Source organism: Devosia sp. Root436 (assembly GCF_001426345.1).
Taxonomy (GTDB): domain Bacteria; phylum Pseudomonadota; class Alphaproteobacteria; order Rhizobiales; family Devosiaceae; genus Devosia.
The window spans coordinates 35,761-61,924 of the sequence record NZ_LMEM01000011.1; the positions used below are offsets into that span (position 1 = coordinate 35,761).

The window sequence follows — 26,164 nt, forward strand, 5'->3', positions numbered from 1 at the left end:
GGTACGGCGCAATTCCCCTCTCCCCTTGAGGGAGAGGGTGGTTTTCCGCGTTCAGCGGAAAACCGGGTGTGGGGTGCTGCGCCATCCCATGCTTCGACGTTCGCGGTTAGCACAGCACCCCTCATCCGCCCTTCGGGCACCTTCTCCCTCAAGGGGAGAAGGGCAATGGCCCAGGCATCCGCGCCTTGGGAGAAAACCAATGACTGATACCGCAGCAACCCCAGCCAAATCCGGCGTTCGCATCTCCGGGGCCTTTCACCGGCTGCTGGCCTTTTCGGGCCTGATCGCGCTGGTGGTGGTGTTCAGCCTGGCTTCGCCCAACTTCATGCAGACGCAGAATGTGCTGGCCATCCTGCAGGCCACGTCGGTCAACGGCGTGCTGGCCATTGCCGCGACGCTGGTGATCATTACCGGCGGCATCGACCTCAGCGTGGGCACGCTGATGACCTTCTGTGCGGTCATAACCGGCGTGGTGCTGACCTATCTCGGGCTGCCGCTGCCGGTGGGCATTGTTGCCTCGATCTTGGCGGGCACGGCTTGCGGGCTGGTTTCGGGCACGATCATCGCAAAGCTCAAAGTGCCGCCCTTCATCGCCACTTTGGGCATGATGCTCATCCTCAAGGGCCTGTCGCTGGTCATTTCGGGCACGCGGCCGATTTATTTCAATGACACGCCCGGCTTCGACCAGATCGCCCGCGGTTCGCTGGTGGAGGCGGTGCTGCCCGCCGTGCCGATACCCAATGGCGTACTGATCCTGTTCGGCGTGGCTTTGCTCGCGGCCTTCGTGCTGAGCAAGACGGCGCTTGGCCGCTACACCTTCGCGCTGGGCAGCAACGAGGAAGCGGTGCGCCTGTCGGGCGTCAATGTCGATCGCTGGAAGATCGCGGTCTATGCGCTGGCCGGCAGCGTCTGCGGCGTGGCGGGCCTGCTCATCGCCAGCCGACTCAACTCGGCGCAGCCGGCCCTGGGACAGGGTTACGAGCTCGACGCCATCGCCGCGGTGGTCATCGGCGGCACCTCGCTGTCGGGCGGACGCGGCACCGTGCTCGGCACGCTGATCGGCGCGCTCATCATTTCCGTGCTGGCCAATGGCCTGCGCATCCTTTCGGTGGCCCAGGAATGGCAGACGGTCGTGACCGGCTCGATCATCATCCTGGCCGTCTATGCCGATATCCTGCGACGCCGCACACTTTAGGCGCCGGTTTCGCTGCGCCCCCGAGCACCCTCGCAAGGGATCGCGTTCAAGGCGCCAACAAGAGGGCGGCAACGCCTCACCAGAAGACGACGCATTCAAAACTCAACGGGAGGACTTCAATGCTCACCAGACGTACTTTGCTCGGCGCCATCAGCGCCATCGCACTTCTCTCGGCCGGCGGCGCTGCCTCGGCCCAGGAGAATTATGACATCGCCCTGATCTCCAAGGGCTTCCAGCACCAGTTCTGGCAGGCGGTGAAGGCCGGTGCCGACCAGGCTGCCGCCGATCTGGGCGTGACCGTGACCTTCGAAGGTCCGGAAAGCGAAACCCAGGTCGACCGCCAGATGGACATGCTGGCCGCCGCATTGTCGCGCGGCCCCGACGCCATCGGCTTCGCGGCACTCGACAGCCAGGCTGCAACCCCGCTGCTGCAGCAGGCCAAGGATGCCGGCATTCCGGTCATCGCCTTCGACTCGGGCGTCGACAGCGACATTCCGCTGACCACCGCGACCACCGATAACGTGGCGGCTGCCGCTTTGGCGGCCGACGTGATGGCCGAACTGATCGGCGGCGAAGGCAAGGTTGCCGTGGTGGCTCATGACCAGACCAGCCGCACCGGCATCGACCGGGTCGACGGCTTCGTCAACCGCATCAAGGAAGCCTATCCCAATATCGAAGTGGTGACCGTCCAGTACGGTGGCGGCGACCAGTTGCAGTCGACCGAAATCACCAAGTCGATCCTGCTCGCCAATCCGGACCTCAAGGGCATTTTCGGCGCCAATGAAGGCTCGGCCATCGGCGTTGCCAATGGCAAGACCGAACTGGGCAGCAATGTCGTGGTCATCGGCTTCGACTCCGGCGCGGCCCAGAAGGGCATGATCACCTCGGGCGTGATGGCCGGCGCCATCACCCAGAACCCGGTCGGCATCGGCTACCAGACCGTGCAGGCCGCCGTGAGCGCACTCAAGGGCGAAGCCCTGCCGCCGGTGATCGATACCGGCTTTTATTATTACGATGCCAGCAACATGAACGACCCGGAAATCGCGGCCGTGCTGTACGACTAAAACCAATATGGGCGTGGCAGCAGATTGCCACGCCCACCGAACGGCTCCTCCCCCTTGACGGGGGAGGTTGGGAGGGGGTGTTGATAGCCCCGATACCCGGGCCAAACACCCCCCACCCTTGATCCCTCCCCGCAAGGGGGAGGGAGACGACTGAGACTTCAAGGATCAAATCAATGGCCGACCTGTCAGGGAAAATCGTCCTCATTACCGCCGCCGCGCAGGGCATTGGCCGGGCCTCGGTGGAGGCCTTCATCAAAGCCGGGGCCAGGGTGATCGCCACCGACATCAATGCGGAGAAGCTCGGCGAACTCGATGGCATGGCCGGGGTCACGACGCGCGTGCTCGATGTGCTCAGCGCCGAGGCGGTGAATGCGGCGGTGGCCGAGATTGGACATATCGACGTGCTGTTCAACTGCGCCGGCGTGGTCCATTCCGGCACGGTGCTGGAGATGAGCGATGCCGATCTCGATTTCGCCCTGGACCTCAATATCAAGGCGCAGATCCGCACCATCCAGGCCATGCTGCCGCAGATGCTGGCGCGCCGGGATGGCTGCATCATCAACATGGCGACGGTGGCCTCGTCGGTGAAGGGCGTGCCCAACCGGGCGGCCTATACGATCTCCAAGGCGGCGGTGATCGGGCTGACCAAGTCCATCGCGGCCGACTACACGACCCAGGGCATCCGGGTGAATGCCATTGCGCCGGGCACAGTGGATTCGCCGAGCCTGCACGAGCGCTGGCATGCCACGGGCGATTTCGAGGGGGCGAAAAAAGCCTTCATCGCGCGCCAGCCGATCGGCCGGATCGCGCGGCCGGAGGAGGTGGCGGACCTGGCGGTCTATCTGGCCGGCGCAACCTACACGACGGGGCAAGTCCATATCATCGATGGCGGCTGGACGGCCTGATTTCAGGACGCCAGACGCACGGTGCCGTCTGCCGCCACTACCCGATTCCGGCCGGCGGCCTTGGCGGCATAGAGCTGCCGATCGGCTTCATTGAGGATGTCATGCAGGCTTTCGCTGTTCGCAAGATAGCTGGCGACCCCAAGGCTGACGGTGACGGCCGGCGGCGTCCGATTCTCGAAGGCCAGCGCGGCCACGGTCTTGCGCAGGACTTCGGCGATGACCGCCGCACCGGCGCCATCGGTGCGATGCAGCAGGGCGACGAATTCCTCGCCGCCGAAGCGCGCGAAGCAGTCGCTGGTCCGCAGCGCCTGCCGGCAGGCCTGCGCCACGTCAAGCAGCACCTCGTCGCCGATGCTGTGGCCATGGGTATCGTTGATGGCCTTGAAATGGTCGATGTCGATCATGACCACGGCAAAGGCTGTGCCGGTGACCTGGGCTTCGGCAAAGGCGCGTTCGGCCTGCGCCATGAAATAGCGGCGATTGGCGACGCCGGTCAGTGCATCGGTTTCGGCCGCCAGCGTCAGCGCCGTCTGGGCCACATTGAGCTTGTAGACCATGGAGATCGCCACCAGCGACAGGCCCGGTGCGCTGACCAGCGGCGAGGCCACGGCAACGATCATGTTGTACCAGAAATAGGCCCGGGAATCGGGCATCAGCAGCATGACCGCCGCAGTGCACAGCACGGAGGCCGTGATCGCTATCATCGTGCTCAGGGCCAGCGAGCGCACGAGGCCCAACCGCAGCAGCCAGAAGTAATAGCGCTGATAGGTTCGCTCGATAATCTTGTCCGTCACGTCCCGCTCCCGTCGTCCACTCCGGTTCGGCCGATATTGCCACGCCCGAGGCTCCGTACCGTTAACCGGCATGCTTAACGCATCCCCCGCCGCGCCTTTTTCAGTTCAGCCGAGTTTGCCATGACCAGGATCACCGCCCTCTCCACCCACGATCTCCGCTTCCCCACCTCGGCTTCGCTGGATGGGTCGGACGCGATGAATCCCGATCCGGATTATTCGGCGGCCTATGTGATCCTGGGCACTGACGGGCGCCATGAGGGGCACGGACTGACCTTTACCATCGGGCGGGGCAACGAGGTGGTGGTGGCCGCGATCAAGGCGCTGGAAAGCCGCGTGGTCGGGCTGGAGCTGGACTGGATCGCCGAAAATCCCGGCCGCTTCTGGCGGCATGTGACCGGCGACAGCCAGCTGCGCTGGATCGGGCCGGACAAGGGGGCGATGCACCTGGCGACGGGCGCGGTGGTCAATGCGGTGTGGGACCTGCTGGGCAAGGCGGCCAGCAAGCCGGTGTGGCAGCTGGTGGCCGACATGAGCCCCGAGCAGCTCGTCGCCATCATCGATTTTCGCTACCTCACCGATGCCATCACGCCGGACGAGGCGCTGGCGATTTTCAGGAAAGCCGTGGCGGGCAAGGCTGAGCGGATCGCGACGCTCAAGGCGGAAGGCTACCAGTGCTACACCACTTCGGCGGGGTGGCTGGGCTATTCCAACGAGAAGCTGACGCGGCTGGCGACAGAGGCGGTGGGCCAGGGCTTCCAGCACATCAAGATGAAGGTGGGGCGCGATCTCGACGACGATATCCGCCGGCTCGAAATCGTGCGCGAGATCATGGGGCCAGACCGCTATCTGATGATCGACGCCAACCAGGTTTGGGAGGTCGATCAGGCGATCGACTGGGTGAAGGCACTGGCGAAGTTCAACCCCTATTTCATCGAGGAGCCGACCAGCCCGGACGATGTGTCAGGGCACAGGTCCATCCGCAATGCCATCGCGCCGATCAAGGTGGCGACCGGGGAGATGTGCCAGAACCGCATCCTGTTCAAGCAGTTCATCAAGGATGGGGCGATCGATATCGTGCAGATCGACGCCTGCCGGATTGGGGGCTTGAATGAGGTGCTATCGGTGCTGGTGATGGCGGCCAAGTATGGGTTGCCGGTGTGGCCGCATGCCGGGGGTGTAGGGCTCTGCGAATATGTGCAGCATCTGTCGATGATCGATTATCTGGTGGTTTCGGGGACCAAGGACGGGCGGGTGATCGAATATGTCGACCACCTGCACGAGCATTTCGTGGAACCCTGCGACATGCGCAACGCGGCCTATATGCCGCCGAAGCTGCCGGGGTTTTCGATCGAGATGAAGCCGGATTCGATCCGCCGAAACACGTTTCACAGATAGCGCGACATCGCGCTATTCCGCCATGGCGTGGGCGCGTTCGATGGCCAGCTGTTCCCTGGTCTTGGCGGTCTTTTCCTTCTTGGGGCCGCGCAGCAGCAGGATCAGCGGGATGGAGCCGAGACTGAGCAGCATCATTAGCCAGAAGTCGTCGAGATAGGCCAGGATGGCCGATTGCTGGGTCACCAGGCCATTGACGATGGCGATGATCTGGGGATTGCCGCTGAGCAGGCCCGGCATCTGCGTGGCCACATTGGGCGACGTCGCCGTCAGCCGCGTGGCCAGTTCGGCATGATTGACCTGCATCATGCTCGACAGCACGGCCACGACCAGCGAGATGCCGATGCCCTGGCCGAGATTGCGGACCAGGCTGAAAACCGAGGTGGCATCGGCCCGCAGATGCGGCGCGATGGTGGCGAAGGCCATGCTGGACAAAGGCACGAAGATAAAGCCCATGCCGAAGCCCTGCAGGGCGCCGGTGATGATGATGGGCATATAGTCCATCTGCAGGTTGAAGCCGGTCATCATCCAGAGCGACCAGGTCATCATCACGGCGCCGAACAGCATCATGATGCGCGCATCAACCTTGCCGCTGAGCCGGCCGACCACCATCATCGAGAGCATGGTGGCCACGCCGCGCGGCGCCATCAGCAGGCCGGTGAAGATCACCGAATAGCCCATGAGATTCTGCAGCAGCGGCGGCAGCAAAGCGAGGCCGGAAAACAGGGTGATGCCGACCACCAGCATGAACAGGGATGCCAGGTTGAAATTGAAATCCTTGAATATCCGCAGGTCGATGAACGGCGCATCGCCGGTCAGGCTGTGGACCAGGAATACCCAGATGCCGGTGATGACCAGGCCAAGCTCGATCCAGGTTTCGGGGGAGTCGAACCAGCCATTGCCGGCGCCGCGGTCGAGCATCATCTGCAGGGCACCGATACCCAGGGCCAGCATGCCGAAGCCGAAGAAATCGAAGCGCCGGCGCTTGATCGGGGTTGCGGGCATATAGAGCACCAGCATGGTCACGGCCAGGATGCCGACGGGGACATTGACCAGGAATACCCAGCGCCAGTCGAAGCTCTCGGTCAGCCAGCCGCCCAGGGTCGGCCCGATGATCGGCGCCACCATGATGCCCATGCCGTAGATCGCCATGGCCTGGCCGATCTTTTCCTTGGGATTGATCGATAGCAGGACGGTCTGCGCCAGCGGCGCGATCATGGCGCCGCACAGGCCCTGCAGCACGCGGAACAGCACCATTTCGGGCAGGCTGGTGGCAATGCCGCACAGGGCCGAGGCGATGGTGAAGCCGATGACCGCGAAGATGAACAGCCGCCGCTGGCCGAGCCGGTCGCTCATCCAGCCGGTCAGGGGCGTCGCGATGGCGGCGGCGACGATGTAGAAGGTCAGGACCCAGTTGATCTCATCCTGCGCGGCGCCCAGCGAGGACGCCATATGTGGCAAAGCCACATTGGCAATGGTGGTGTCGAGCACCTGCATGATGGTGCCCAGCATCAGGGCCAGGGTCAGCAGACCCTTGTTCCTGACGATGAGGGCAGGCTGGGAAACGGCGTCGGCCATAGCGAAATCCGGACTTTGGCTGGGTTACTTGCCCTGGAGCTTGTCGAGCGTGGAGCGGCCGGTATCGACGCTGACCAGCGCGCTCATGCCAGACCGCAGCGGCGCTTCGGACGCAGCGAAATCGATGCGCACGGGAATGCGCTGGACGACCTTGACCCAGTTGCCGGTGGCGTTCTGCGCCGGGATCAGGGAGAATTCCGAGCCGGTGGCGGCGCCGATGCTCGACACCGTGCCCTCGATGGCGACGCCGGGCATGGCGTCGACGGTGATTTCGGCCGGCATGCCGATGCGGATGGCGCCGAGCTGGGTCTCCTTGAAATTGGCCTCGACCCAGGTGCCGCCGGTTTCGACCAGACTGGCAATGGTGGTGCCGGTGGACACGAACTGGCCCACATTGAGGCTGGCGACCTGGCTTAGGACGCCATCGGCCGGGGCCACGACCTCGGTCTTGCCGAGATTGCGTTCGGCCAGCGCGACCTGCGCCAATGCGGCCTTGACCGCCGGATGATCGTCAGTGGCAATCGCGGGGTCGCCGCCCAGGGCGGCGGCGGCGGCGGCCACCTGCTGCCCGGCGGTGGCAACGGCATTCTGCGCCGTCTGCAAGGACAGCTTGGGCTGGTCGAGCGTGGCGGTGGAGGCAATGCCCTGGGTCACCAGGCTGTTCTGGCGGTCAAAGGTGGCCTGCTGGATATCCAGCGTGCTGCGAGCCGACGACAAAGCGGTCTGGGCGGTGCCGTAGCTGACCTTGAGCTGCTCGACATTGACGCGGGCCGATCCGAGCGCGGCATTGGCCTGATCGAGGGCGATGCGATAGGGTTCCGCATCGATGGCGAACAGCACGTCGCCGGCATGCACCATCTGGTTCTCGGTGACGTTGACGGCGGCGATGCGGCCGGCGATATCGGAGGAGATCGAGACCTTGACCTGCTGCAGATAGGCGTTGTCGGTTTCTTCGTAGCGCCCGCCTGTCAGGTAGAAATAGCCGCCCCCAGCCGCCAGCAGCAGCGGAACCGCCACCATCAGCGCGAGCCGGCCGGTGCGCCGCTTGCGGGGCGGCGCCGCCGGTGCGGCGGGAGCGATCGCGTCGAGCTCGACCCCTGCCGGGGCGGCGACAGTCGAGCCGGGCTTCGGTTCGGAAACGTGGGTATTCATCAGGCAGGATCCTTCTGCTCGGCAGGCAGGCTGTTGAGATTGTTGCGAATGGCCGTGAGACCGTGGACCAGCGCCGCCAGTTCGGCAGCGCTCATGCCCTGTACGGCGGAGGCATAGAGTTCGATCCCGACGGCCTTGGCCGTGTCGAACAGGGCGCGGCCATCGCCGGTCAACTGGACGACCTTGGCGCGGCTATCGGCGGGATCCTGTTCCCGGCGGACCAGGCCGCGTTTTTCGAGGCGGTCGAGAATGCCGCTGACGGTCATGGGATCGGCGTCGATGGCGGATGCCAGCACGACCTGCGATATGCCGCCCCTGCGGGCCAGTTCGGCCAGTGCCCGCCATTGCGGCAAAGTGAGATCGTGGCGGCGCGCTTCTTCCTCGAAGCGGCGGCGAAAGGTTCGGGCCACCTCGTAGATCAGGTAACCCACCGAAGTTTCGGAAGGATTTGACGGCTGCATCGGGCGCGCGCTCCAAAAGACCGTCTACATATAATAAGCAGGCTTACAATATATAGCGTTTTCTTTTGCGTATCGGGAATTCGTGGGGCGCATGCGTGTGATCCCCGCGAAGACGCGAGGTTTATGATTCGATCGACGGCTGGAGGTCTGTCCTGCAACGCGAAGCAAGACACCGCGCGCCGCATGGCACGCGGTGTCCGGGAGCGTATGCCGATCAATACGCGGATGCGTCCGGCGCGAAATCTATTCGCCGTTGGCACCGGCGCCACGACCCTTGAGCTGCGCATAGACCATGTAGGCCAATGCCAGCAGGGTCAGACCAACCAAGGTGGCCGAGATCGGGCGGGTGATGAAGGGCATGAGATCGCCACCCGAGAACATCATGGCGCGGCGCAGGTTGGTCTCGAAGATCGGACCCAGCACGAAACCAAGAACCATGGGGCCGAGTGGAAATCGATATTTTTCCATGCAGTAGCCGAGGACACCGAAGCCGAGCATAACCCATACCTCGAACAGGCGGTTGCCCGACGCATAGGTCCCCACGACCATGAGCACGACCAGGATGGGCAGCAGCAAATGGCGCGGGACCAGCAGGACGCGCGGGAAAAGGCGGATGGTCAGCAACTGGATGACCAGCAGCAGGACGGTGGCGGCGAAAAACGCCGCATAGATCATGCCGATGAGATCCGGCTCGTTGCGGAACAGCAGCGGGCCGGGCTGCAGACCGTGGATGGTGAAGCCGCCGATGAGAACCGCGGTGACGCCGTCGCCGGGAATGCCCAGGGTGATGAGTGGCAGCAGCGCGCCGCCGACGCTGGCATTGTTGGCTGTTTCGGACGCGTAGATGCCGGCAACATTGCCCTTGCCGAAGCTCTCGGGCTCCTTGGAGGCCTGGCGGGCCGCGCCGTAGGCCACCAGGTTGGAGGCGGAGCCGCCAATGCCTGGCAGGATGCCGATGAGGATGCCGATGACGGCCGAACGCAGCATGTTCCAGCCGTTACCGACGAATTCGGAGAGCCGGATACCGGTGCCGCGAATGTCGAAATTTGGCTTGATGCGCAGCGACGGCTCGACGAGCTGGCGGATCATCTCGGAAATGGCGAACAGGCCGACCATGAACGGCACGATTCCGATACCGGCGGCCAGGTCGATGGAGCCGAAGGTGAAGCGCTGGGATGCACCGATGGGCGCGAAACCGACGGTCGCGATGGCGAGGCCGAAAGCGGCCGAGAGCAGGCCCTTGACCATATTGGACTGCGACAGCACCACGACCAGCATCAGCGCGGCGACGGTGAGGGCGGTGAACTCATGAGCGCCAAAACGGATGGCGAGTCGCGCCAGGCTGGGCGCGAAGGCCACCAGCACCAGCAGGCTCAATAGTCCGCCAACGGCACTGGCCACCATGCCGGTCGCAAGAGCCTTGGTCGCTTCGCCGGCACGCGCCAAGGGATAGCCGTCGAAGGTGGTCGCGATCGAGGACGGCGTGCCCGGGATGCGCAGCAGCGTCGCGGAGACCAGACCGCCGGTAACGCCGCCGATATAGGTGGCGACCAGGGTGGCGATGCCGACGTCGGGCGCCATGGCGAAGGTGACCGGCAGCAGCAGCGCCACCGCCATGGTGGCGCTGAGTCCCGGCAGCGCGCCGAAGAACAGGCCGACCAGCAGGCCGCCGACCATGACGGCCAGGGTGGTCGGTATCATCAGCTGGGCCAGATTGACGAAGAAGAGTTCGAACATGGACCTATCCAAACAAAACGCCGGGCAGCGGGACGCCGATGCCGAGCTTGAGGCCGGTACCCACGACCAGGGAAACCAGCACTGCCACGAGGACCGCAACGACACCGCCGCGCAGCGAGCGCGTGCCGAGCAGGAAGATGGCGATGGCAAGAAAGATGAAGGTCGACAGCGTGAAGCCCAGCCGCTCGAATAGCACGGCATAGGCCAGCAGGTTGACCGCATGGATAGCGCGCAGCAGCAGCGGCTCCGGCGGGATCAGCGTTGCCGTATCGGCCTCGTCGAATAGCGGCGCATCGGTGGACACCTCCACGGCGGGATTGCGCAGGCTCAGCATGGCGCCGAGGATGGCGATCACCACCCCGAGCACCAGCGGCAGCACCTGTGGACCGGGGTCGCCCTCGCCAAGCATGGGGGCGGCGATCTGGGTTGATGCCCAGGCCATCACAACCCCAAGTATGAAAAGACCCGCACCAATAAGGCGGTCGGCAGCCATGTCATTCCTCCCTGGAAAAGCCGGGCCGCCATGGCGGCCCGACCGGGTAGCATTATTCCATCAGCGACTTGACGAAGGCCAACTCGCTTTCGAGGAACTCGGCCGTTTCGGCCGGCCCGCGGAAAGACGGCACCTGGGCGGCGGTTTCGAGCGCCTCTGCAAAGGCCGGGTCGGCCTGCATCGCATCGTAGACGGCCTCGAATGCTGTCACCGCCGCTGGGTCCATATTGGGCGGACCATAGACGGTGAAGACCAGCGGGAACGAGATGTCCACGCCCTGCGACGCCGTGGTGGGGAAATCGGGCGCGAAGGGATCGGCATTCTTGTTGATGACGGCGAGTACCTTGATCTGGCCATCCTCGGCATACTGACGGGCATTGGCGACGCTCATGGAGATGACGTCGACCTGTTCGCCCAGCAGGGCGATGATCCGGTCGGACTCGCCGCCCGCATCGACCACGCGCATGGCGCCATCCGACAGGGCATTGATGGCATCGCCCTTGATCTGGGTCGTGCCGCCGAATTGCGAACCTATGGTGACGCTGTCCGGATTGGCCCTGGCGTAGTCGGCCAGTTCCGGCAGGGTCGAATAGGGTGCATCGGCGCGCACGGCGTAGACGTCGTTATATTCGGCGACGGTGGCCAGAGGCGTCAGATCGCTATAGGCGAAGGGGGACTGGCCCGAGAGGTTGGTGGTGTGAACGGCCGCGTGCCACACGTAGAGAGTGCTGCCATCGCCGGGCGCAGTCGCGACTGTCTGGGCCGCCACGACACCGCCGCCGGCCGGCTGATTGACGATGGCCGTCGAAGCGACAGAGTGCTTCTGGAAGAATTCGCCGAAGACGCGGGCATCGACATCGGTCGAGCCGCCAGGGGCGGCCGGCACCATGATGCGGACGGAATCGACGGGGTAGTCGATCTTGTCCTGGGCCTGGGCGGCGCCGAGCGCCACCAGGCTGATGCCGATACCGGCAAGCAGGGTTGTGATGGATTTCATGAAAGTCTCCTCCTGTGATTTTTTTTGCCGGTCAACCGGCGTCGCTCTCCGAGAACGCGCCGGTGTCGGGATTGGCATCGACGTATTCATGCTGGAAGTTGTCGATATTGAAGACGGCGACGACGGTCCCTTCCTCAAGCGCGATTGGGGAATGGGTCAAGCCCGTGGGGATCATGGTGCCTTCGAACTGGCGCATGACGATGGGCTCATGGCCTTCGACATCGATCTGCAGGCCCCCCTTGAGAATGAGCCAGCCCTCGTCGCCATTGGTATGACGATGCCAGGGAAAGCGGCCGGTCACCTCGGCGATGCGCAGGTTGTATTTGTCATCCAGCCGGAACACGTTGAAATTGGTGCGCGGCGGATGGCCTTCGAGCATGTCCATCACGTTGAAGACGCGCAGGGCTCCCAATCCGTTTTCGCTCATTTGCGGTCTCCTCAGTCCGAAACGTAATTGGCGCCGTGGGCCGGGCGATCCCACTCGACCAGCGGGGCGCGCAGCGCTTCGAGCTTGTCGCGGTCGAGCTCGAAGCCCAGGCCCGGCTTGGTGGGGATGATCAGGCGCGAATCTTCATACTTGAGCGTCTCGGTGACCACGTCCTCGGTGTAGAGCAGCGGTCCGACCGGATCGCCGGCATAGTGCAGTTGCGGCACCACGGCGGCCAGATGCGCATTGGCCGCGGTGCCCAGGCTCAGTTCCTGGGTGGTCGAAATGAGGCATTTGAGGCCTGCCGCCTCGGAGAGATCAAACAGCTTCTTGGCCTGGTAGATGCCGCCCGACTGGATGGTGATATTGAACACATCCACCGCATTGGCGCGGATCATCCGCATGGCCTGAGCGAAGCTGGAAATATGCTCGGAAATATCCACGTCGATCCGCTTGCGCAGCTCGGCCATGCCCTCATAATCCTCGACCAGGGTGGGGCTCTCGATCAGCTCGAACCCGTATTGCTTGAAGCGGTCGTAGATGCGCAGGGTGTCGCGCCAGTGATGGTGACCCTGGAAATCGAGCGCCTTGAGCCGCACCCTGTCGCCGAAGCGGTCGCGGAAGGCGATGAGGAACTTCTCGTCCTGCTCGAAATTGACGCCGACATAATAGCGGAAGCGGGTGACGCCCTCGGCGACCAGCTGGTCCATATAGCCCAGGTAGCGCTCGGTATCGCTTTCCTTCTTGGCCTGGAACACCGGATAGGTGATCTCGAAGCTGTCGCGCTGCTTGCCGCCGAGCAGGTTATAGACCGGCGTGCCGAAGGCCTTGCCGACAATGTCGTAGAAGGCCATCTCCACGCCCGCCGCGATCTGGCTGGCCGGCGTGAAGGGCGGGTAGGTGTTAGCGTAGCGGAAATAGGACGGCATGTAGGCCAGCAGGCGCTCATGCAAGGCCGCGATCTCGAAGGCGTTCTGGCCCAAGGCCACCTTCTCGATGCCCACCCGCACCGCCTCGGGGTCGGGCATGTACATGCGGTAGCAATCGAGATCGGAAATCTCGCCCAGCCCGGTAATGCCGGCATCGGTCGAGAGCTCCAGGATCATATGCGAGCTGATGGCCCCAGTGCGGCGCTTGGTCTGAATGGTGGTGAGCTTAACGCCCGTGATGCGGATAGTGTCGCGGGGCTTGACGTCGGTATGCAGCATTCAGGGGTCTTTCAGTTGGTCGCGGGTCGCTTCGCCGGAAAGGTCGTATCACGCGAAAAGCTGTTATACAATCTCCCGCCATTTACAAAATCATTATACCAAACTATGCAAGAGCTAATTGCAGAGAAGAGGCAGAAACATCGTGACGCAGACAGATATTGCCGCCCGCCTCGGTCGCACGGTGGTCGCCGTACCGCCCGTTGCCTGGACCAGCGGACTCGACCTGGCCGAAAGCGAAAATCGTAAACTAATCAAACACATCGAGAGTGGCGGCGTTGGCGCCCTGCTCTATGGCGGCAACGCTAATCTCTATCACTACGATCGCGGACGCTTTGGCGCACTGATCGACCTGCTTGCCGACGCCGCAGCGCCGCAGACCGATGTCATCCCCTCGATAGGCCCGGATTTTGGAAAGTTGTTGGACGAAGCCAGAATCCTGCGCGGCCGCAGGTTTGCCGGGGTGATGGCTCTGCCGATGAGCTTCCCGACGCATCCGGCGGGGATCGAGAAGGCCCTGCGGGCCGCGGCCGATTCGCTTGGCGCGCCGCTGATCCTCTATATCAAGCGCGAGCACTATCTGGCGCCGGACCGGGTGGCGGCCATGCTGAATGATGGCGCGATCTGCTTCGTCAAATATGCCGTGGAGCGGCCCGACCCCTCCGGCGACCAATATCTGTCAGACCTTTGCAGCGCCATCGGTCCGGGCAATATCGCCAGCGGCATGGGCGAGACGCCGATCCATGTGCACCTGCCCGACTATGGGCTGCGTACCTATACATCAGGCGGGGTCTGCATCGCGCCGAATGCGGCGATGGCGATCCTGGCGGCCTATCGGACGGGCGACCGGGCCGAGGCCAGCCGGCTATCGGCGCCATTCCTGCATTTCGAAAAGGTTCGCGCGGCAATCAACGGCTTTTCGGTGATGCATGACGCGGTGACCCTTTCGGGCATTGCCGATATGGGCCCGATCCTGCCCATGGCGGGCAATGTCGTCGAGGCGGACCTGCCGAAGGTAAAGCAGGCGGTGGCCGCCCTTGTAGCGCTCGACAAGACCTGCCAGAAATCGGCGTGAATCGATATTGTCCAACAAGGGGCGCCCCAGCGCATGTCCGAATCCGTTCCGCTACAGAACCCGAAAGGCGCCAGCGGGCGGACCCTGAGCGATGCTGTCTACGAGCAGGTCTATGAACGCATCTCCTCGGGCGAGTGGTCCGAGGGAACGCGGCTGCCGACCGAAGTGGAAATGGCCGACAAATTCGGTGTCTCGCGCACCGTCATTCGCGAGGCACTGCTGCGCCTGCGCATCGACGGGCTGGTTGCTTCCAAACAGGGCGCCGGTACGCGGGTCATCGGCGCGCCCAGCCAGCGGGTCATGGAATTTGCCGAGCCCGGCAGCGTGGCCGATATCCAGCGCTGCTACGAATTCCGGGTCGGTATCGAGGGGGAGGCGGCGCGCCTTGCGGCGCAGCGGAACTCCAAGACGCGGATCGCCGATATCGAGGCCGCACTCGAGGCGATGGATCGTTGCATAATCGAGGGTGGGCTGGGGGCGGACGAAGATATCGCCTTCCATATCGCCGTCGCCCAAGCCAGCGAGAACGACTATTTCGTCCGCACCATCAAATCGGTCACCAGGGCGATCCGTGTCGGCATCGCCATTGCCGCCACGCTATCGACACGGCCGAGCCGCGAGCGCCTGACCATAGCCAACAACGAACATCGCGCCATTTTCGCCGCGATCCGCAATGGCGAGGCCGAACTCGCCCGCGAACGCATGCAGGCTCATATCGAAAGCGCCCGACGCCGCGTTTTTGTCGGCCGCTAGGCAGCGCGGCGTCCGGCTGGAAGGTTAGTCAGGGTCGAAACCGGGTGCCGAGCCAGTCGAGCTGGCGCAGGCCTGTTCGAACTGAATACCGTCACATCTGTAACTCTCACTCGGGGGCGTGCGGCTGCTAGAGCTGTGCAACCGGCCAAATATGGCCACATGCACAGGAGATGAAAATGCTTCGACCCTGGATCAACCGCTACCGCCATTGGCGCCTTCGCCGCCAGACCATCGGCACTCTGCATTCGTTCGATGACCGCCGGCTGGCCGATGTCGGGACCTTTCGCGACAGCATCGAACTTTTCGTGGCCGCGCGGGACGGCGCAGGCACTTCTCAAGGATAGGCGATCATGAACAAGCGCGCAGAGATCGTGAGCGAATTTACCGGAAATGCCGGCGGGCCGGTTCATGGCGTCAGTTTCGATGGACGCCATGTCTGGGCCGCCACGGGCGACCGGCTGCGGTGTTTCGACCCGGAAACCGGAGCGGAAGCCGGCTCCATCGACGTGCCGGCCCATGCCGGCACTGCCTATGACGGCACATATCTGTTCCAGATTGCCGACGCCGTCATCCATAAGGTCGATCCGCAGACCCGCAAGGTCGTAGGGACCATCCCGGCGCCGGGTGCCGGGATGGATTCGGGGCTGGCCTGGGCGGATGGCTCGCTCTGGGTGGGCCAGTATCGCGATGGCCAGATCGTGCAGATCGATCCCGATAGTGGCGTGGTGCAGCGCATTATCCAGACCAACCGCTTCGTGACCGGGGTGACCTGGGTGGATGGCGAATTGTGGCACGGCTACTCGAACGATGGCGATGGCGGCATCGCCCGCATCGATCCGGCCAATGGCAATGTGCTGGCGGTGCTGGACATGCCGGGCATCAGCGTCTCCGGCCTCGAGTCCGACGGGGCGGACCGGTTCTTCGTCGGCGGCGGCAATAGCGGCAAGGTCCGCACCGTCCGCCGCGGCTGATCCCTATCCGGGCTCGGGCAGGAGCAGTGTCGTCGGAAATCCGGGCAGCGTCCGCAGGCTCCAGCGCTGCGCCCGGCCCCGGCCGATAGCCTGGACTTTCCCGGCATGTTGCAATTGGCCCAGTGCCCGCTGGACGGTGCGGGCGCTGATATCGAGCACCAGTGCCAGCGCCGAACTCGACCACAGCTCGCCATCGGCCAGCAGGGCCATGATGGCGGCATTCTGGTCGTCGAGCGGAAAGGCCAGGACGGCCACGTCGCCGCTCCGGGGGATCAAGCGAAATCCGGCCAAAGTCGCGGATAGCCCGGCGCGCGGGGCGATGAGCTGGCGCAGCCGCGTGATCTCGACGCGCAACCGGGCCCGGTGCGATTCATCGGCATGCCTGGCATGGAAGGCGCGCGCCAACAGGGTCTCCCTTGTAGCGTCACCCGGCCAGGCATCGCCCAGGGCGTGCAGCAGGGCAAAGAGCACCGGCCGCGTCGATAGCGGGATGATATCGCCACCCTGCCGCAACCCGTTGCGGGTCGCGTCGACAACGAGGACGTCGGAGGCCAGCAGGGTTTCGACCTCGTCCAGCGAAATCGCCGTTTCGACGCCTCGCCGGCGCAGCAGTGCGGCCGGTCCTTCGAGCGACCGGCGCGCCGCATCCACCTCTGCGATCAGCGCTGGTATGCCCGACTGCCCCGCGGCCTGGCCGGCTCGCACCAGGGCCTGCCGGGCCAGCGCGACACGCAGCCGCCGAATATCCATGCCGGCGTGAACCAGCCAATAGGCGGCCCGCAAGGCCGGTGGCAGGCTTTCGGGTGCCAGCATCGCCAGTCCGTCCGCAGCGCGGTCGAGTCGGCCCAATAGAAGATGGCGGCGGGCCTGGATGATCCCGGCATGCGCCGCGTTCGCCACGTCGCCCCTGTGCAGGAGGATGGTCCGAGCCTCTTCCAGCTTCTCGGGGGGCCAGGCCAGGTCTCGGGAAACAAGGGCAATCTCGGCCTCGGCGAGGAGGCAGCGGGCGCGCGATACCGCCTCGCGCCTGCCAAAGCCCCGCGCTGCCTGCTTCAGCAGAGCCCGCGCCCGCGTGAAATCGCCCAGTTGCGACATGGCGATGCCCCGCAGCGCCAGGGCCTCCGGATCATCGCGCAGCGCTACCCGATTGAGGGCACCGAGCACATCACCTGTCGCCAGCGCCAGGGCTGCCGCATTGAGAATGGAATCCATCGGGTCCAGGCCAAGAGGAAGGCGTGAGAGCACACCATAGCGCCGAAACCGCTCAGCGACGAGGCGCGTGCCGCGAACCCGGCTCTACGGGGTCGCAGGCGGTTTGCGCTTGCGGATGGCCTTCGACATGTTGCGCATGGAGCGCCCCAGAAAGGCCTGCCGCTCGCTTTCCTCGGTCAGGTTGGCGCTGCGCAGGCGCAGGATATCCTTGCGGGCGATCAGCCCGACCAGCACATGCGTCGCCGGATCGACCACCGGGATGCGGCCGAGATCGGCGGCAATCATCAGATCGGTGACCCGCCCAACCAGATCGTCGGGATGGGCGACGGTGACCGAGGCATCGGACACCAGATCATAGAGCGTCTGATCGGCATGGTCGCCTTCCGCCCGCCAGCGCAGGGCATCGGCGCGCGACACCATGCCGACCGGCACGCCGCCGGGCAGCACCACCGGATAGGAGCGGTGGGCATGTTCGGGCTGGCCGAAAAAGGCGGTGGCCTCGTTGATCGGCATTTCGGCCGGCAAGGTGTCGACCGTCTTGACCATGATCTCGAAGGCCCGCGTCAATTCGAAGGGATCGGTGCCGTATTCGCGGGTGATGTGACGGCCCCGCCGGGCGATCTTTTCGGTCAGGATCGAGCGGCGCAGCGCCAGTACGGTGAAGGCATAGGCCGCTACCGTGGCGGTGAACAGCGGGATCAGCAGGTGCACATTGCCGGTCAGCTCGATGATGAACAGAGTGCTGGTCAGCGGTGCGCGCATGGTGCCGCCCATCATGCCGCCCATGCCCAGCAGTGCCCACAAAGCCGGATCACCGGGCAGCACCAGCCCCACGAGGTAGCCCAACGTGCCGCCAAGAATCAGCAGTGGCGCCAAGACGCCGCCCGAGGTGCCCGATGCCAGGGCCACCAGCCAGATCACGCCCTTGACCAGGAGGATCGCGACGACGGCCTGGACCATCATATGGCCCGAGACGAGGCCGGCGATGACATCGTAACCGACGCCCAGCGCCCGTGGTTCGATCAGCCCGCCTAGCCCCACCACAAGCCCGCCGATGGCCGGCCACCACATCCAATGGATCGGCAACCGCTCGAAGGCGTCTTCGAGCTTGTAGAGCAGGTTGGTCAGCAGGCCCGATTGCAGACCCGACAGAATTCCCATGCCGGCGCAGAGCAGCAGCCCCCACCACGGCAGGTCGAACCCGACCTGCCTGGGAAACAGCGGCGCCGCATCGAACATCAGGGGGCGCCAGCTCATCGAGACCATGGCGGCCACGGCGACCGGAATGAAGCTGCGGGGCTTCCATTCGAACAGCAGCAGCTCCACCGCCAGCAGCACCGCGGCCATCGGCGTGCCGAAAATCGCGGTCATGCCGGCGGCGGCGCCCGCAACCAGCAGCGTCTTGCGCTCGGCGGCGCTCAGATGGAACAGTTGCGCAAAGAGCGAGCCTATGGCGCCGCCGGTCATGATGATCGGGCCTTCGGCGCCGAACGGGCCGCCGCTGCCGATCGAAATGGCGGAGGACAAAGGCTTGAGCACCGCCACCTTGGGCGACATGAGGCTGCCCCCGATCAGGATCGCCTCGATGGCCTCGGGAATGCCGTGGCCGCGGATTTTCTCGGAGCCGAACCGCGCCATCAGCCCGATCACCAGCCCGCCGCAGACCGGCGCAAGCACCATCCAGGGCGAGCGCGTCACTGTCCCCATATCCAGCGGGACCAGGCTGAACTTGCCCAGCCAGATCAGGTTGGACACGATGGCGATCAAATCCACCAGCAGCCACGCCGCCACGGAGGCCGCGGTCCCGATGACCACCGCCATGCCGATCAACAGCAGAACCCGCTTGTCCGTGGTGAAATCGGCCAGCCCGCGGGGTGCGGCTGCACCATGCCCGGATGCGCCGGTTCGGGTGGCTGTGGCGCGGTCCTGCATGTAACGTCCTTGCTGCGGCCCAAAGGGCGGAAATGATGCGCGCCGATTATATCGTATTACGATATAATACAATCCCGCTCAGAAGGAGCAGCCAAGTTTGAGTGAGACCCAGCCCGAGCGACTGAGCCAGACCGATTATGAGGTTCTGGCCAATTTCAGATATGCGCTGCGGCAGTTTACCGCCTTCAGCACCCGCGCCGCCCAGGCGGCCGGTCTGCCGCCCCAGCAACATCAGGCGCTGCTGGCGATCAAGGGACATGCCCAAGCGGAAGCGATGACCATCGGCGTGCTGGCCGAACGGCTGCTCATCGCCCCGCAAACCGCCACCGAACTGGTCAATCGTCTGGCCGAGGCCGGCCTGGCCGAGCGCGTGGCCGATCCCCACGACCGCCGACGCCACGCCCTGGCGCTGTCGGCAAAGGCCGAGTCCCTGCTCAATTCGATGACCCTGGTTCACCTGCGCGAGTTGCAGCAACTGGCCCCCAGCCTGGTTGAACTGCTGCAGGTGCTCAACCGCGCCGATTGAGGGCGGCAGGGAGCCGGCGGCTTCCGACATTCGAGGCGCGGCCCGGCGAAGGCTTGGCGATATCAGTGCGGTGGGTGACATGACTGCGCTGTTGGCGGGGATATTCAAGCAAGCGCGCAGGCAAACGCAAACCGGCGCCGCTTCATGAGGGCGGCGCCGGTTGCTCAGGTTGACGGCGGTGAAACGATCAGGTCGCCTGCACCAGGCCGGCCTCGACCAGCGGCCGGATCGATTCGATCTCGCGGTGCATCTCCGCACGCATTTCTTCGGGCGTATTGGCCACCGCAGTCAGGCCGAGCGAAGCCAGCTTTTCCTGGGCTGCGGGCGTTTCGGTCCATGCCTTGATGGTAGCATTGAGCTTGTTGACGATGTCGGCAGGCATGTCCTTGGGGCCTACGGCGCCAAACCACAGGGTCTGCTCATAGCCGTCGATACCCTGTTCAGCCACGGTCTGAACCTCGGGAAGTTCCGGAATCCGCGCCGCAGTGGTGACGGCAATGGCGCGGATCGCATTCGCCTGGATATGGGGAACGTAGTTCGATGGCGCATCGAGGGCAAAGTGGATGTGCCCACCCAGCAGATCGGCCACGAGCGGTGCCGAGCCCTTGTAGGGAATGTGGTTGACCTCTATGCCGGCCATCTGCCCGAGGATGGCGGCGGCGATATGCCCCTTGGTCCCCGCGCCTGGATTGCCGATATTCACCTGGCCGGGATTGGCCTTGGCATAGGCGATGAGGTCCTGAACCGTCGTCGCCGGGGCCGACATGCTGCCACTCAGCAATGCAGGGCTTTCACAGACGATGGTGATCGGGGCGAAATCCACTTCCGGATCGTAGGCCAGATTGGTCTGCACCACCTTGTTGGCCGCTAGGGGCGCACTGCCGGTGACCATGATCGTATAGCCATCGGGCGCGGAGCGCGCGAGCCGGCTGCCTGCAATGGCCCCAGATGCACCCGGATGGTTCTCGACGACGAATTGCTGGCCATATTGCGCCGTCAGTTCATCGGCAACCAGTCGCGCGATGATATCGCTGGTGCCGCCGGCCGGATAGGCCGAGATCACCACCCCGGTCTTGCTGGGCCAGTCGTCGCCCCGCGCCAGCCCCGTCGATGCCAGTACCGCGGCAGTGCCGCCGAGCACCATGAATTCCCGTCTCTTCATTGTCGTCTCCTCCCTCTACGTGATCGAATTGGTTGTCTCTAACGCCCTTCGATATCGACATGAGTAAGGCCACACCTGGCGGCACGAAAGCGAGGACTGGCTGCATTCCGCCTCTTGGAACGCCGGCTAGCCGATACCGGTGAGCCAACGGTCCTGCTCGGCGTGAAAGGCGTCGAGTTGGGCGGGCTGGTCGTCCCCCAGCAGCTGCTGGCTGACCTTCACGCCGCGCGTGTGCTGGATATAGGTCAGGAACTTATAGGACGGGCGCATCGCCGCCAGCAGCGACCAGTCCAGCGGCATGGCTTGGGACGGGTTGACCGGTTTCATCACGTCGCGCTCGAAAAGCACTTCGAAAGTCAGCAGCTTCCAGCCCTCGGCCTCCCGCACGGCGCGGGAAAAGAACCGGCAGAAGACGTGGAAATCGACCTCCACACCCTCGATCTGCGCGCGATTGAAGATCATGGCCGGACTCTCCACGGTCGCCCGGTCGCCCTCCACCCGGGCAAAGGCCGGGAAGACCCAGTGCTTGCTGTTGCCGGTGCCGCTCATCCATTTGCGCGTGGCCGCCACATAGGCTTCCCCGCCCTGCCCGTCATACCAGCTGGTGCGGATATAGGCGTCGCGGTGGAAGCATGCGCTCATCACGTCGAACCGGCGCTGGTCGCGGGCAAAACGCTCGCGCCGCACCAGATCGAAAAGCTCTTCCCGGTCGAGCAGGCTCTGCAGGCGCGTCTCATTGTCCTGATTCATGGGTATCCCCTGGTTGGGCATGGTGTCAGTCAGCTTCCTGCAAACCCTCCTCGCGCACCCGCCGGAAGCGGGGCGAGACGATCGACAGGAGCAGCACGGCGGCGACGATCAGCGTGCCGAGGCTGAGCGGGCTGGTGAAGAAGACGCTGGCATCGCCATGCGACAACATCAGCGTCCGGCGCAGGTATTCTTCCGCCATGGGGCCCAGGATCAAAGCCAGGATAAGCGGCGCGGGCTCGGCCCCCACCTTGCGGAAGAAATATCCCAGCAGGCCGAACAGGGCCATCATGTAGACATCGAAGACGCTGTTGTTGATGGAATAGACCCCGATCGTGGTGAAGACGCAGATCATCGGGAACAGGAAGCGATAGGGCACCGAGATCAGCTTGGCCCACATCCCGACCAGAGGCAGGTTGAGGATCAGCAGCATGAGATTGCCGATCCACATCGAGACGACCAGGCCCCAGAACAGAGCCGGTTGCTGCGTCAGGATATCGGGGCCGGGCTGCACGCCCTGAATGATCAGCGCACCGATCATCAATGCCATCGTCGCCGTGCCCGGCAGGCCAAGCGTCAGCATGGGGATGAACGACGTTTGCGCCGCGGCATTGTTCGCCGCTTCAGGTCCGGCAACGCCCTCGATCGCTCCCTTGCCGAATTCCTCGGGGTGACGGGAGAGTTTCTTTTCGAGCGCATAGGAGGAGAATGACGCCAGCAGCAGGCCGGCGCCCGGCAGAACACCGAGCAAAACGCCGAGCCCGGTACCACGCACGATCGGGCCGGACATCCGCTTCCAGTCTTCGCGGGAAGGGAACAGCCCCTTGACCGCCGCTACGCCCGCCGACCGGGTGCGCTCGGTTTCGAGATTGGCCAGCACGTCGCCAAGGCCGAAGATGCCGGTGGCGACGACGACGAAGTTCAACCCGTCGAGCAGGTTGGGCGAGCCGAATGTATAGCGCGCGGCGCCCGAATTGACATCGGTGCCGATCATGCCGAGCAGCATGCCGAACAGCGCCATGCCGAAGGCGGTCAGCAGCGAGCCGCTGGTCAGCACCATCGAGGTGACGAGGCCGAGCACGATCAATGAGAAATATTCGGTCGGGCCGAAGGTGAGCGCGAAACTCGCCAATAGCGGGGCCGCGATGACGATGAACAGCGTGCCCACCGTACCGGCGAAGAAGCTGCCGATTGCAGCGGCGGCAAGGGCCCTTCCGGCGCGGCCCTGCTTGGCCATTTCGTGCCCGTCGAGGGTCGTGACCACCGACGATGCCTCACCCGGCAGGTTCATCAGGATGGCCGTGGTCGAGCCGCCGTACTGGGTCCCGTAGAAGATACCCGCCAGCATGATCAGCGCGGTATCGACCGGCAGGCCGAAGGTGAAGGGCAGTAGCATCGAGATGGTCGCGATGGCGCCGACCCCGGGCAACACGCCCACCGCCGTTCCGAGCAGGACGCCAAAGAAGCAATAGATGAAGTTGGAGAAGGTGGTGGCCGTTGCAAAACCGAGCATCAGCCCGCTGAAGATATCCATGTCGAACTTCTCCGATGTCCTAGACGCCCAATGCCGGTAGCCACGATCCGGCAATCGGGATCGGCAGACCCAGCAATTTGACGAAAACGAGGGCGCAAACCGCCGAGAAGGCCGCCGCGCCGGCCGTCGCCTTCCAGCTCAACTGGAAACCCACGCTTGCCGTGGCCGCACCGACCGTCAGCAGCATGACTGCAAGCGGCAGGCCCAGCTTCTCCACCAGCAGGCCGAACAGCGCGACCGCACCGGGCACGATGAGCAAAGGCAGCCACCTCGCGGAGGTGATTTCTTCCGACGCTGCAAGCCGCGCACGCACCAATATGGCAATGCCGGTCAATCCCAGCAGCGTCGCGATGATCACCGGGAAAAATCCCGGCCCCATCCGGCCGGCGCTGCCAAAAGGATATTGCACCGCCATCAGCAGGGCGATGCCGCCGATCACGGCAAACAGGCCCCCCAAGGCGGTATCCTGACTTATCTTCATCTGCTCCCCCTAAATCTTCATTCTCGAAGTATCGATATGCTGTCAGCCGAGCACGGCCTTGACCTCGAGATATTCCCGGAAGCCAAACACGCCGAATTCCCGCCCATTGCCCGACTGCTTGTAGCCCCCGAAGGGCAGACTCCTGTCGAAGGCCGCGCCATTGAGATAGACGCGCCCCGCCCTGATCCGCCTGGCCAGCTTGCGCGCCCGCTCCGGGTCTTTTGATTGCACAAACCCGGCCAGGCCGAACGGGGTATCGTTGGCGATCTCGATGGCCTCGTCCTCGGTTTCGTAGCCGATGATGGACAGCACCGGGCCAAAGATTTCTTCCCGCGCAATCCGCATCTGTGGCGTGACATCACCGAAGACGGTCGGACGCACATAATAGCCCCGGTTCAGTTCTACCGGGCGACCCGGTCCGCCCGCGACCAGCGTCGCGCCTTCGTCGATGCCGGCCTGGATGAGGCCTTGTACCTTGTCGAACTGTGCCTGGCTGACCAGCGGCCCCATGGTCGAAGCCGGATCGAGCGGGTCGCCCAGCCGGATGCTCGCAATGGCCGCCTGCGCGGCCTCGAAGGCCGCCTCCCGCTGCGAGCGATGCACGAGCATGCGGGTCGGCGACTGGCAGTTCTGGCCGGCATTGGTGTTGCAGGCATGGACCCCGGCAATGACCGACGATCGGATATCGGCATCGCTGAGGATGATATTGGCCGACTTGCCGCCCAGTTCCTGCGCCACCCGCTTGACCGTATCGGCAGCCAGCTTGGCGACCCTGATGCCGGCAGCGGTCGAGCCGGTGAACGAGACCATGTCGATATCCTTGTGGGCGGCGATGGCCTCGCCCACCGTCGGCCCATCGCCATTCACTAGGTTGAAGACGCCCGGGGGCAGCCCGGCATCGTCGATGACCTCGGCCAGCAGCATGGCGCTGAGCGGGGCGAGCTCACTGGGCTTGACGACCACGGTGCAGCCGGTCGCAATTGCCGGGGCCACCTTGGAGGCGACCTGGTTGAGCGGCCAGTTCCAGGGGGTGATCAGCCCACAGACGCCGATCGGCTCGTGCCGCACAATGCCGGCGCCCATACGCTCTTCGAACGGGAAGTCGGCCAGGACGCGCGCGGCCTCTTCGAAATGGAAGAGTGCGACCGTGGCCTGTCGTTCGGTCGCAAAGGTGATGGGTGCACCCATTTCGAGCGTCATGGTGTGGGCCAGTTCGGGCAAGCGGGCCCGGAACCCTTCGATGATCCTCGCCAGCCAGGCGAGACGCTGTTCGACACTCGTTTCGGAATAGGTGATGAAGGCGGCACGCGCGGCCGCTACGGCCCGGTCCACATCCTGGGTCGAGCCCAGGCTGATGCGGGCGAAGGTTTCCTCGGTCGCAGGATTGACGACACCCAGGGTCGATGGCACGGCCGGGTCCACCCAGCCGCCATCGATATAGAATTTCAGCTTGTCCATCGGTTTCCGCTCATTGTCGGCGCGCTGCCGCGCGGCTGGTTCGTTCGCTACCGTAGTGGATCATGCCTGCCTCCCGACAACTTTCCTGCAGAGCGTTCCGTCAGGCGAAGTCGGAGGTCTAGAGGTGCCTGCCTTCGTCGACCGGCACGACAATGCCGGTCGAACTGGTCAGGTTGACAATGCAGGCGATGACCGCGCGCGCGACATCGTCGGGCGTGGTGATATGGGCGAGAGGCAGTTTGTCGGCGACGGCCTTGAGTTGTTCGCGTGTGCGCCCGGGAACGAAATTCGTATCGACACCCGCGGGAGAGACCGAGAAGACGCGAATACGCGGTGCCAGCGCTTTCGCCAGTGCGATGGTCAAGGCATCGACGCCCGCCTTGGCCGACAGATAGGCCAGGCTGCTGCCCAGCCCCGTCCGGGCGGCAATGGATGAAATGTTGACGATGGCGGCGCTGTTGCCGCGCTCCAGCAGGGGGCGGAAGGCGCGCATCACCGCGAAGGGGCCCTGCAGGTTCACCCGCACGGTCTGCTCGAAAATGGCGTCGGTCAAAGCGTCCAGATCATTGGCAGGAACAGGCGTTGTCGAGCCGCCACTATTGACCAGGGCGTCGAGGTGGCCATAGCGATCTTCGACCGCCGCCGCCGCCGCCGCAATGGAATCCGGATCTTCCACGGCGATGCGCAATGCGCAGTGCCCCGATCCTGCAAGGCCGGCGACAACCTCATCGGCCAGTGCGGAACGGCTGTTGTAGCCGACCACCACGGCCGAGCCCATGGCGGCAAGGCGCGCCGCCGTTGCCCGGCCGATGCCGCCGCTGCCGCCGGTCACCAGTGCCGTCCTGGGCAGGGTAAGGTTTGGAATCTCGATGAGCGGCATGGCTAATTCTCCCTGCGGCAGCGATGCGCAAAT

General features: G+C 64.5%; 26 protein-coding genes. 9 read left to right on the forward strand and 17 right to left on the reverse strand.

What is annotated here, in order from left to right; all coding sequences use genetic code 11:
• Positions 1 to 199: 199 nt before the first annotated feature.
• The 3 genes from ASD04_RS11270 to ASD04_RS11280 all read left to right on the forward strand — a co-directional run bounded on the left by ASD04_RS11270 (position 200) and on the right by ASD04_RS11280 (position 3,164).
• Positions 200 to 1,195, forward strand: a complete 996-nt coding sequence (locus tag ASD04_RS11270) for an ABC transporter permease (protein ID WP_056256697.1) — start codon at positions 200 to 202, stop codon at positions 1,193 to 1,195.
• A gap of 119 nt (positions 1,196 to 1,314) precedes the next feature.
• On the forward strand, positions 1,315 to 2,259 hold the full coding sequence (locus ASD04_RS11275) for an ABC transporter substrate-binding protein (RefSeq protein WP_056256699.1): 945 nt from the start codon (positions 1,315 to 1,317) through the stop codon (positions 2,257 to 2,259).
• A 173-nt stretch (positions 2,260 to 2,432) separates the two neighbouring features.
• Entirely contained in the window at positions 2,433 to 3,164 is a 732-nt protein-coding gene (locus tag ASD04_RS11280; protein ID WP_056256702.1) for an SDR family oxidoreductase, read from the forward strand.
• A 2-nt stretch (positions 3,165 to 3,166) separates the two neighbouring features.
• Here the strand turns inward: ASD04_RS11280 and ASD04_RS11285 are convergent, their stop codons facing one another.
• Positions 3,167 to 3,958 (reverse strand): GGDEF domain-containing protein, encoded by a 792-nt coding sequence (locus ASD04_RS11285; protein WP_056256704.1) that lies wholly within the window; start codon positions 3,956 to 3,958, stop codon positions 3,167 to 3,169.
• A gap of 120 nt (positions 3,959 to 4,078) precedes the next feature.
• On the opposite strand from ASD04_RS11285, the gene ASD04_RS11290 reads away from it, so the two are divergent.
• Positions 4,079 to 5,353 carry an L-fuconate dehydratase gene (locus ASD04_RS11290; RefSeq protein WP_056256706.1) on the forward strand — a complete coding sequence of 425 codons (1,275 nt, stop codon included), beginning with the start codon at positions 4,079 to 4,081 and terminating at the stop codon, positions 5,351 to 5,353.
• Between the two features lie 12 nt (positions 5,354 to 5,365).
• Here the strand turns inward: ASD04_RS11290 and ASD04_RS11295 are convergent, their stop codons facing one another.
• The 8 genes from ASD04_RS11295 to ASD04_RS11330 all read right to left on the reverse strand — a co-directional run bounded on the left by ASD04_RS11295 (position 5,366) and on the right by ASD04_RS11330 (position 13,403).
• A complete protein-coding gene (locus ASD04_RS11295) occupies positions 5,366 to 6,928 on the reverse strand; it encodes a DHA2 family efflux MFS transporter permease subunit (protein ID WP_056256708.1) in 1,563 nt (520 codons plus the stop codon).
• A 24-nt stretch (positions 6,929 to 6,952) separates the two neighbouring features.
• Complete coding sequence (locus tag ASD04_RS11300; RefSeq protein WP_056256711.1) at positions 6,953 to 8,080, reverse strand: HlyD family secretion protein; 1,128 nt, start codon at positions 8,078 to 8,080, stop codon at positions 6,953 to 6,955.
• Positions 8,080 to 8,541: a MarR family transcriptional regulator gene (locus ASD04_RS11305; RefSeq protein WP_056256715.1), complete on the reverse strand. Its 462-nt coding sequence runs from the start codon at positions 8,539 to 8,541 to the stop codon at positions 8,080 to 8,082. The genes ASD04_RS11300 and ASD04_RS11305 overlap by 1 nt, the downstream gene beginning before the upstream one ends.
• A 243-nt stretch (positions 8,542 to 8,784) precedes the next feature.
• On the reverse strand, positions 8,785 to 10,278 hold the full coding sequence (locus tag ASD04_RS11310) for a tripartite tricarboxylate transporter permease (protein ID WP_056256718.1): 1,494 nt from the start codon (positions 10,276 to 10,278) through the stop codon (positions 8,785 to 8,787).
• A 4-nt stretch (positions 10,279 to 10,282) separates the two neighbouring features.
• Positions 10,283 to 10,771 carry a tripartite tricarboxylate transporter TctB family protein gene (locus ASD04_RS11315; protein ID WP_056256721.1) on the reverse strand — a complete coding sequence of 163 codons (489 nt, stop codon included), beginning with the start codon at positions 10,769 to 10,771 and terminating at the stop codon, positions 10,283 to 10,285.
• 52 nt (positions 10,772 to 10,823) lie between these two features.
• Positions 10,824 to 11,768 carry a tripartite tricarboxylate transporter substrate binding protein gene (locus ASD04_RS11320; protein WP_056256725.1) on the reverse strand — a complete coding sequence of 315 codons (945 nt, stop codon included), beginning with the start codon at positions 11,766 to 11,768 and terminating at the stop codon, positions 10,824 to 10,826.
• Between the two features lie 31 nt (positions 11,769 to 11,799).
• Positions 11,800 to 12,195, reverse strand: coding sequence for a cupin domain-containing protein (locus ASD04_RS11325; protein ID WP_056256727.1), 396 nt, complete (start codon positions 12,193 to 12,195; stop codon positions 11,800 to 11,802).
• Between the two features lie 11 nt (positions 12,196 to 12,206).
• Complete coding sequence (locus ASD04_RS11330) at positions 12,207 to 13,403, reverse strand: enolase C-terminal domain-like protein (RefSeq protein ID WP_056256729.1); 1,197 nt, start codon at positions 13,401 to 13,403, stop codon at positions 12,207 to 12,209.
• Positions 13,404 to 13,545: 142 nt separating this feature from the next.
• Between ASD04_RS11330 and ASD04_RS11335 the strand changes: the two genes are divergently transcribed.
• The 4 genes from ASD04_RS11335 to ASD04_RS11345 all read left to right on the forward strand — a co-directional run bounded on the left by ASD04_RS11335 (position 13,546) and on the right by ASD04_RS11345 (position 16,199).
• Positions 13,546 to 14,475 carry a dihydrodipicolinate synthase family protein gene (locus ASD04_RS11335; RefSeq protein WP_156461219.1) on the forward strand — a complete coding sequence of 310 codons (930 nt, stop codon included), beginning with the start codon at positions 13,546 to 13,548 and terminating at the stop codon, positions 14,473 to 14,475.
• Positions 14,476 to 14,508: 33 nt separating this feature from the next.
• Positions 14,509 to 15,228 carry a FadR/GntR family transcriptional regulator gene (locus ASD04_RS11340; RefSeq protein ID WP_056256733.1) on the forward strand — a complete coding sequence of 240 codons (720 nt, stop codon included), beginning with the start codon at positions 14,509 to 14,511 and terminating at the stop codon, positions 15,226 to 15,228.
• Between the two features lie 176 nt (positions 15,229 to 15,404).
• Positions 15,405 to 15,572 (forward strand): DUF1127 domain-containing protein, encoded by a 168-nt coding sequence (locus ASD04_RS19430; RefSeq protein WP_162245124.1) that lies wholly within the window; start codon positions 15,405 to 15,407, stop codon positions 15,570 to 15,572.
• A 6-nt stretch (positions 15,573 to 15,578) separates the two neighbouring features.
• A complete protein-coding gene (locus ASD04_RS11345) occupies positions 15,579 to 16,199 on the forward strand; it encodes a PQQ-binding-like beta-propeller repeat protein (RefSeq protein WP_056256737.1) in 621 nt (206 codons plus the stop codon).
• A 3-nt stretch (positions 16,200 to 16,202) separates the two neighbouring features.
• On the opposite strand, the gene ASD04_RS11350 is transcribed toward ASD04_RS11345, so the two are convergent.
• Both ASD04_RS11350 and ASD04_RS11355 read right to left on the reverse strand, forming a co-directional pair.
• Complete coding sequence (locus ASD04_RS11350) at positions 16,203 to 17,411, reverse strand: hypothetical protein (RefSeq protein WP_056256740.1); 1,209 nt, start codon at positions 17,409 to 17,411, stop codon at positions 16,203 to 16,205.
• Positions 17,412 to 17,495: 84 nt separating this feature from the next.
• Positions 17,496 to 19,343, reverse strand: coding sequence for a chloride channel protein (locus tag ASD04_RS11355; protein ID WP_056256742.1), 1,848 nt, complete (start codon positions 19,341 to 19,343; stop codon positions 17,496 to 17,498).
• A 97-nt stretch (positions 19,344 to 19,440) separates the two neighbouring features.
• On the opposite strand from ASD04_RS11355, the gene ASD04_RS11360 reads away from it, so the two are divergent.
• On the forward strand, positions 19,441 to 19,869 hold the full coding sequence (locus tag ASD04_RS11360) for a helix-turn-helix domain-containing protein (RefSeq protein ID WP_056256743.1): 429 nt from the start codon (positions 19,441 to 19,443) through the stop codon (positions 19,867 to 19,869).
• Positions 19,870 to 20,056: 187 nt separating this feature from the next.
• Here ASD04_RS11360 and ASD04_RS11365 read toward each other — a convergent pair whose 3' ends face one another.
• The 6 genes from ASD04_RS11365 to ASD04_RS11390 all read right to left on the reverse strand — a co-directional run bounded on the left by ASD04_RS11365 (position 20,057) and on the right by ASD04_RS11390 (position 26,131).
• A complete protein-coding gene (locus tag ASD04_RS11365) occupies positions 20,057 to 21,031 on the reverse strand; it encodes a tripartite tricarboxylate transporter substrate binding protein (protein WP_056256745.1) in 975 nt (324 codons plus the stop codon).
• Positions 21,032 to 21,157: 126 nt separating this feature from the next.
• Positions 21,158 to 21,781: a nuclear transport factor 2 family protein gene (locus ASD04_RS11370; RefSeq protein WP_056256751.1), complete on the reverse strand. Its 624-nt coding sequence runs from the start codon at positions 21,779 to 21,781 to the stop codon at positions 21,158 to 21,160.
• Positions 21,782 to 21,806: 25 nt separating this feature from the next.
• The gene (locus tag ASD04_RS11375) at positions 21,807 to 23,312 is read right to left on the reverse strand and encodes a tripartite tricarboxylate transporter permease (RefSeq protein ID WP_056256753.1); all 1,506 of its coding nucleotides are present in this window, start codon (positions 23,310 to 23,312) and stop codon (positions 21,807 to 21,809) included.
• A 19-nt stretch (positions 23,313 to 23,331) separates the two neighbouring features.
• Complete coding sequence (locus tag ASD04_RS11380) at positions 23,332 to 23,793, reverse strand: tripartite tricarboxylate transporter TctB family protein (protein ID WP_056256754.1); 462 nt, start codon at positions 23,791 to 23,793, stop codon at positions 23,332 to 23,334.
• 42 nt (positions 23,794 to 23,835) lie between these two features.
• Entirely contained in the window at positions 23,836 to 25,251 is a 1,416-nt protein-coding gene (locus ASD04_RS11385) for an aldehyde dehydrogenase family protein (RefSeq protein ID WP_056256757.1), read from the reverse strand.
• 118 nt (positions 25,252 to 25,369) lie between these two features.
• Positions 25,370 to 26,131 (reverse strand): SDR family oxidoreductase, encoded by a 762-nt coding sequence (locus ASD04_RS11390; RefSeq protein WP_056256759.1) that lies wholly within the window; start codon positions 26,129 to 26,131, stop codon positions 25,370 to 25,372.
• Positions 26,132 to 26,164 lie beyond the last annotated feature (33 nt).

Excerpts from the sequence above, each read along its gene's own strand:
- ASD04_RS11270 (WP_056256697.1), top strand. The coding sequence starts at position 200 with ATGACTGATACCGCAGCAACCCCAGCCAAATCCGGCGTTCGCATCTCC.
- ASD04_RS11275 (WP_056256699.1), top strand. The coding sequence starts at position 1,315 with ATGCTCACCAGACGTACTTTGCTCGGCGCCATCAGCGCCATCGCACTT.
- ASD04_RS11280 (WP_056256702.1), top strand. The coding sequence starts at position 2,433 with ATGGCCGACCTGTCAGGGAAAATCGTCCTCATTACCGCCGCCGCGCAG.
- ASD04_RS11290 (WP_056256706.1), top strand. The coding sequence starts at position 4,079 with ATGACCAGGATCACCGCCCTCTCCACCCACGATCTCCGCTTCCCCACC.
- ASD04_RS11295 (WP_056256708.1), bottom strand. The coding sequence starts at position 6,928 with ATGGCCGACGCCGTTTCCCAGCCTGCCCTCATCGTCAGGAACAAGGGT.
- ASD04_RS11300 (WP_056256711.1), bottom strand. The coding sequence starts at position 8,080 with ATGAATACCCACGTTTCCGAACCGAAGCCCGGCTCGACTGTCGCCGCC.
- ASD04_RS11305 (WP_056256715.1), bottom strand. The coding sequence starts at position 8,541 with ATGCAGCCGTCAAATCCTTCCGAAACTTCGGTGGGTTACCTGATCTAC.
- ASD04_RS11310 (WP_056256718.1), bottom strand. The coding sequence starts at position 10,278 with ATGTTCGAACTCTTCTTCGTCAATCTGGCCCAGCTGATGATACCGACC.
- ASD04_RS11315 (WP_056256721.1), bottom strand. The coding sequence starts at position 10,771 with ATGGCTGCCGACCGCCTTATTGGTGCGGGTCTTTTCATACTTGGGGTT.
- ASD04_RS11320 (WP_056256725.1), bottom strand. The coding sequence starts at position 11,768 with ATGAAATCCATCACAACCCTGCTTGCCGGTATCGGCATCAGCCTGGTG.
- ASD04_RS11325 (WP_056256727.1), bottom strand. The coding sequence starts at position 12,195 with ATGAGCGAAAACGGATTGGGAGCCCTGCGCGTCTTCAACGTGATGGAC.
- ASD04_RS11330 (WP_056256729.1), bottom strand. The coding sequence starts at position 13,403 with ATGCTGCATACCGACGTCAAGCCCCGCGACACTATCCGCATCACGGGC.
- ASD04_RS11340 (WP_056256733.1), top strand. The coding sequence starts at position 14,509 with ATGTCCGAATCCGTTCCGCTACAGAACCCGAAAGGCGCCAGCGGGCGG.
- ASD04_RS19430 (WP_162245124.1), top strand. The coding sequence starts at position 15,405 with ATGCTTCGACCCTGGATCAACCGCTACCGCCATTGGCGCCTTCGCCGC.
- ASD04_RS11345 (WP_056256737.1), top strand. The coding sequence starts at position 15,579 with ATGAACAAGCGCGCAGAGATCGTGAGCGAATTTACCGGAAATGCCGGC.
- ASD04_RS11350 (WP_056256740.1), bottom strand. The coding sequence starts at position 17,411 with ATGGATTCCATTCTCAATGCGGCAGCCCTGGCGCTGGCGACAGGTGAT.
- ASD04_RS11355 (WP_056256742.1), bottom strand. The coding sequence starts at position 19,343 with ATGCAGGACCGCGCCACAGCCACCCGAACCGGCGCATCCGGGCATGGT.
- ASD04_RS11365 (WP_056256745.1), bottom strand. The coding sequence starts at position 21,031 with ATGAAGAGACGGGAATTCATGGTGCTCGGCGGCACTGCCGCGGTACTG.
- ASD04_RS11370 (WP_056256751.1), bottom strand. The coding sequence starts at position 21,781 with ATGAATCAGGACAATGAGACGCGCCTGCAGAGCCTGCTCGACCGGGAA.
- ASD04_RS11375 (WP_056256753.1), bottom strand. The coding sequence starts at position 23,312 with ATGGATATCTTCAGCGGGCTGATGCTCGGTTTTGCAACGGCCACCACC.
- ASD04_RS11380 (WP_056256754.1), bottom strand. The coding sequence starts at position 23,793 with ATGAAGATAAGTCAGGATACCGCCTTGGGGGGCCTGTTTGCCGTGATC.
- ASD04_RS11385 (WP_056256757.1), bottom strand. The coding sequence starts at position 25,251 with ATGGACAAGCTGAAATTCTATATCGATGGCGGCTGGGTGGACCCGGCC.
- ASD04_RS11390 (WP_056256759.1), bottom strand. The coding sequence starts at position 26,131 with ATGCCGCTCATCGAGATTCCAAACCTTACCCTGCCCAGGACGGCACTG.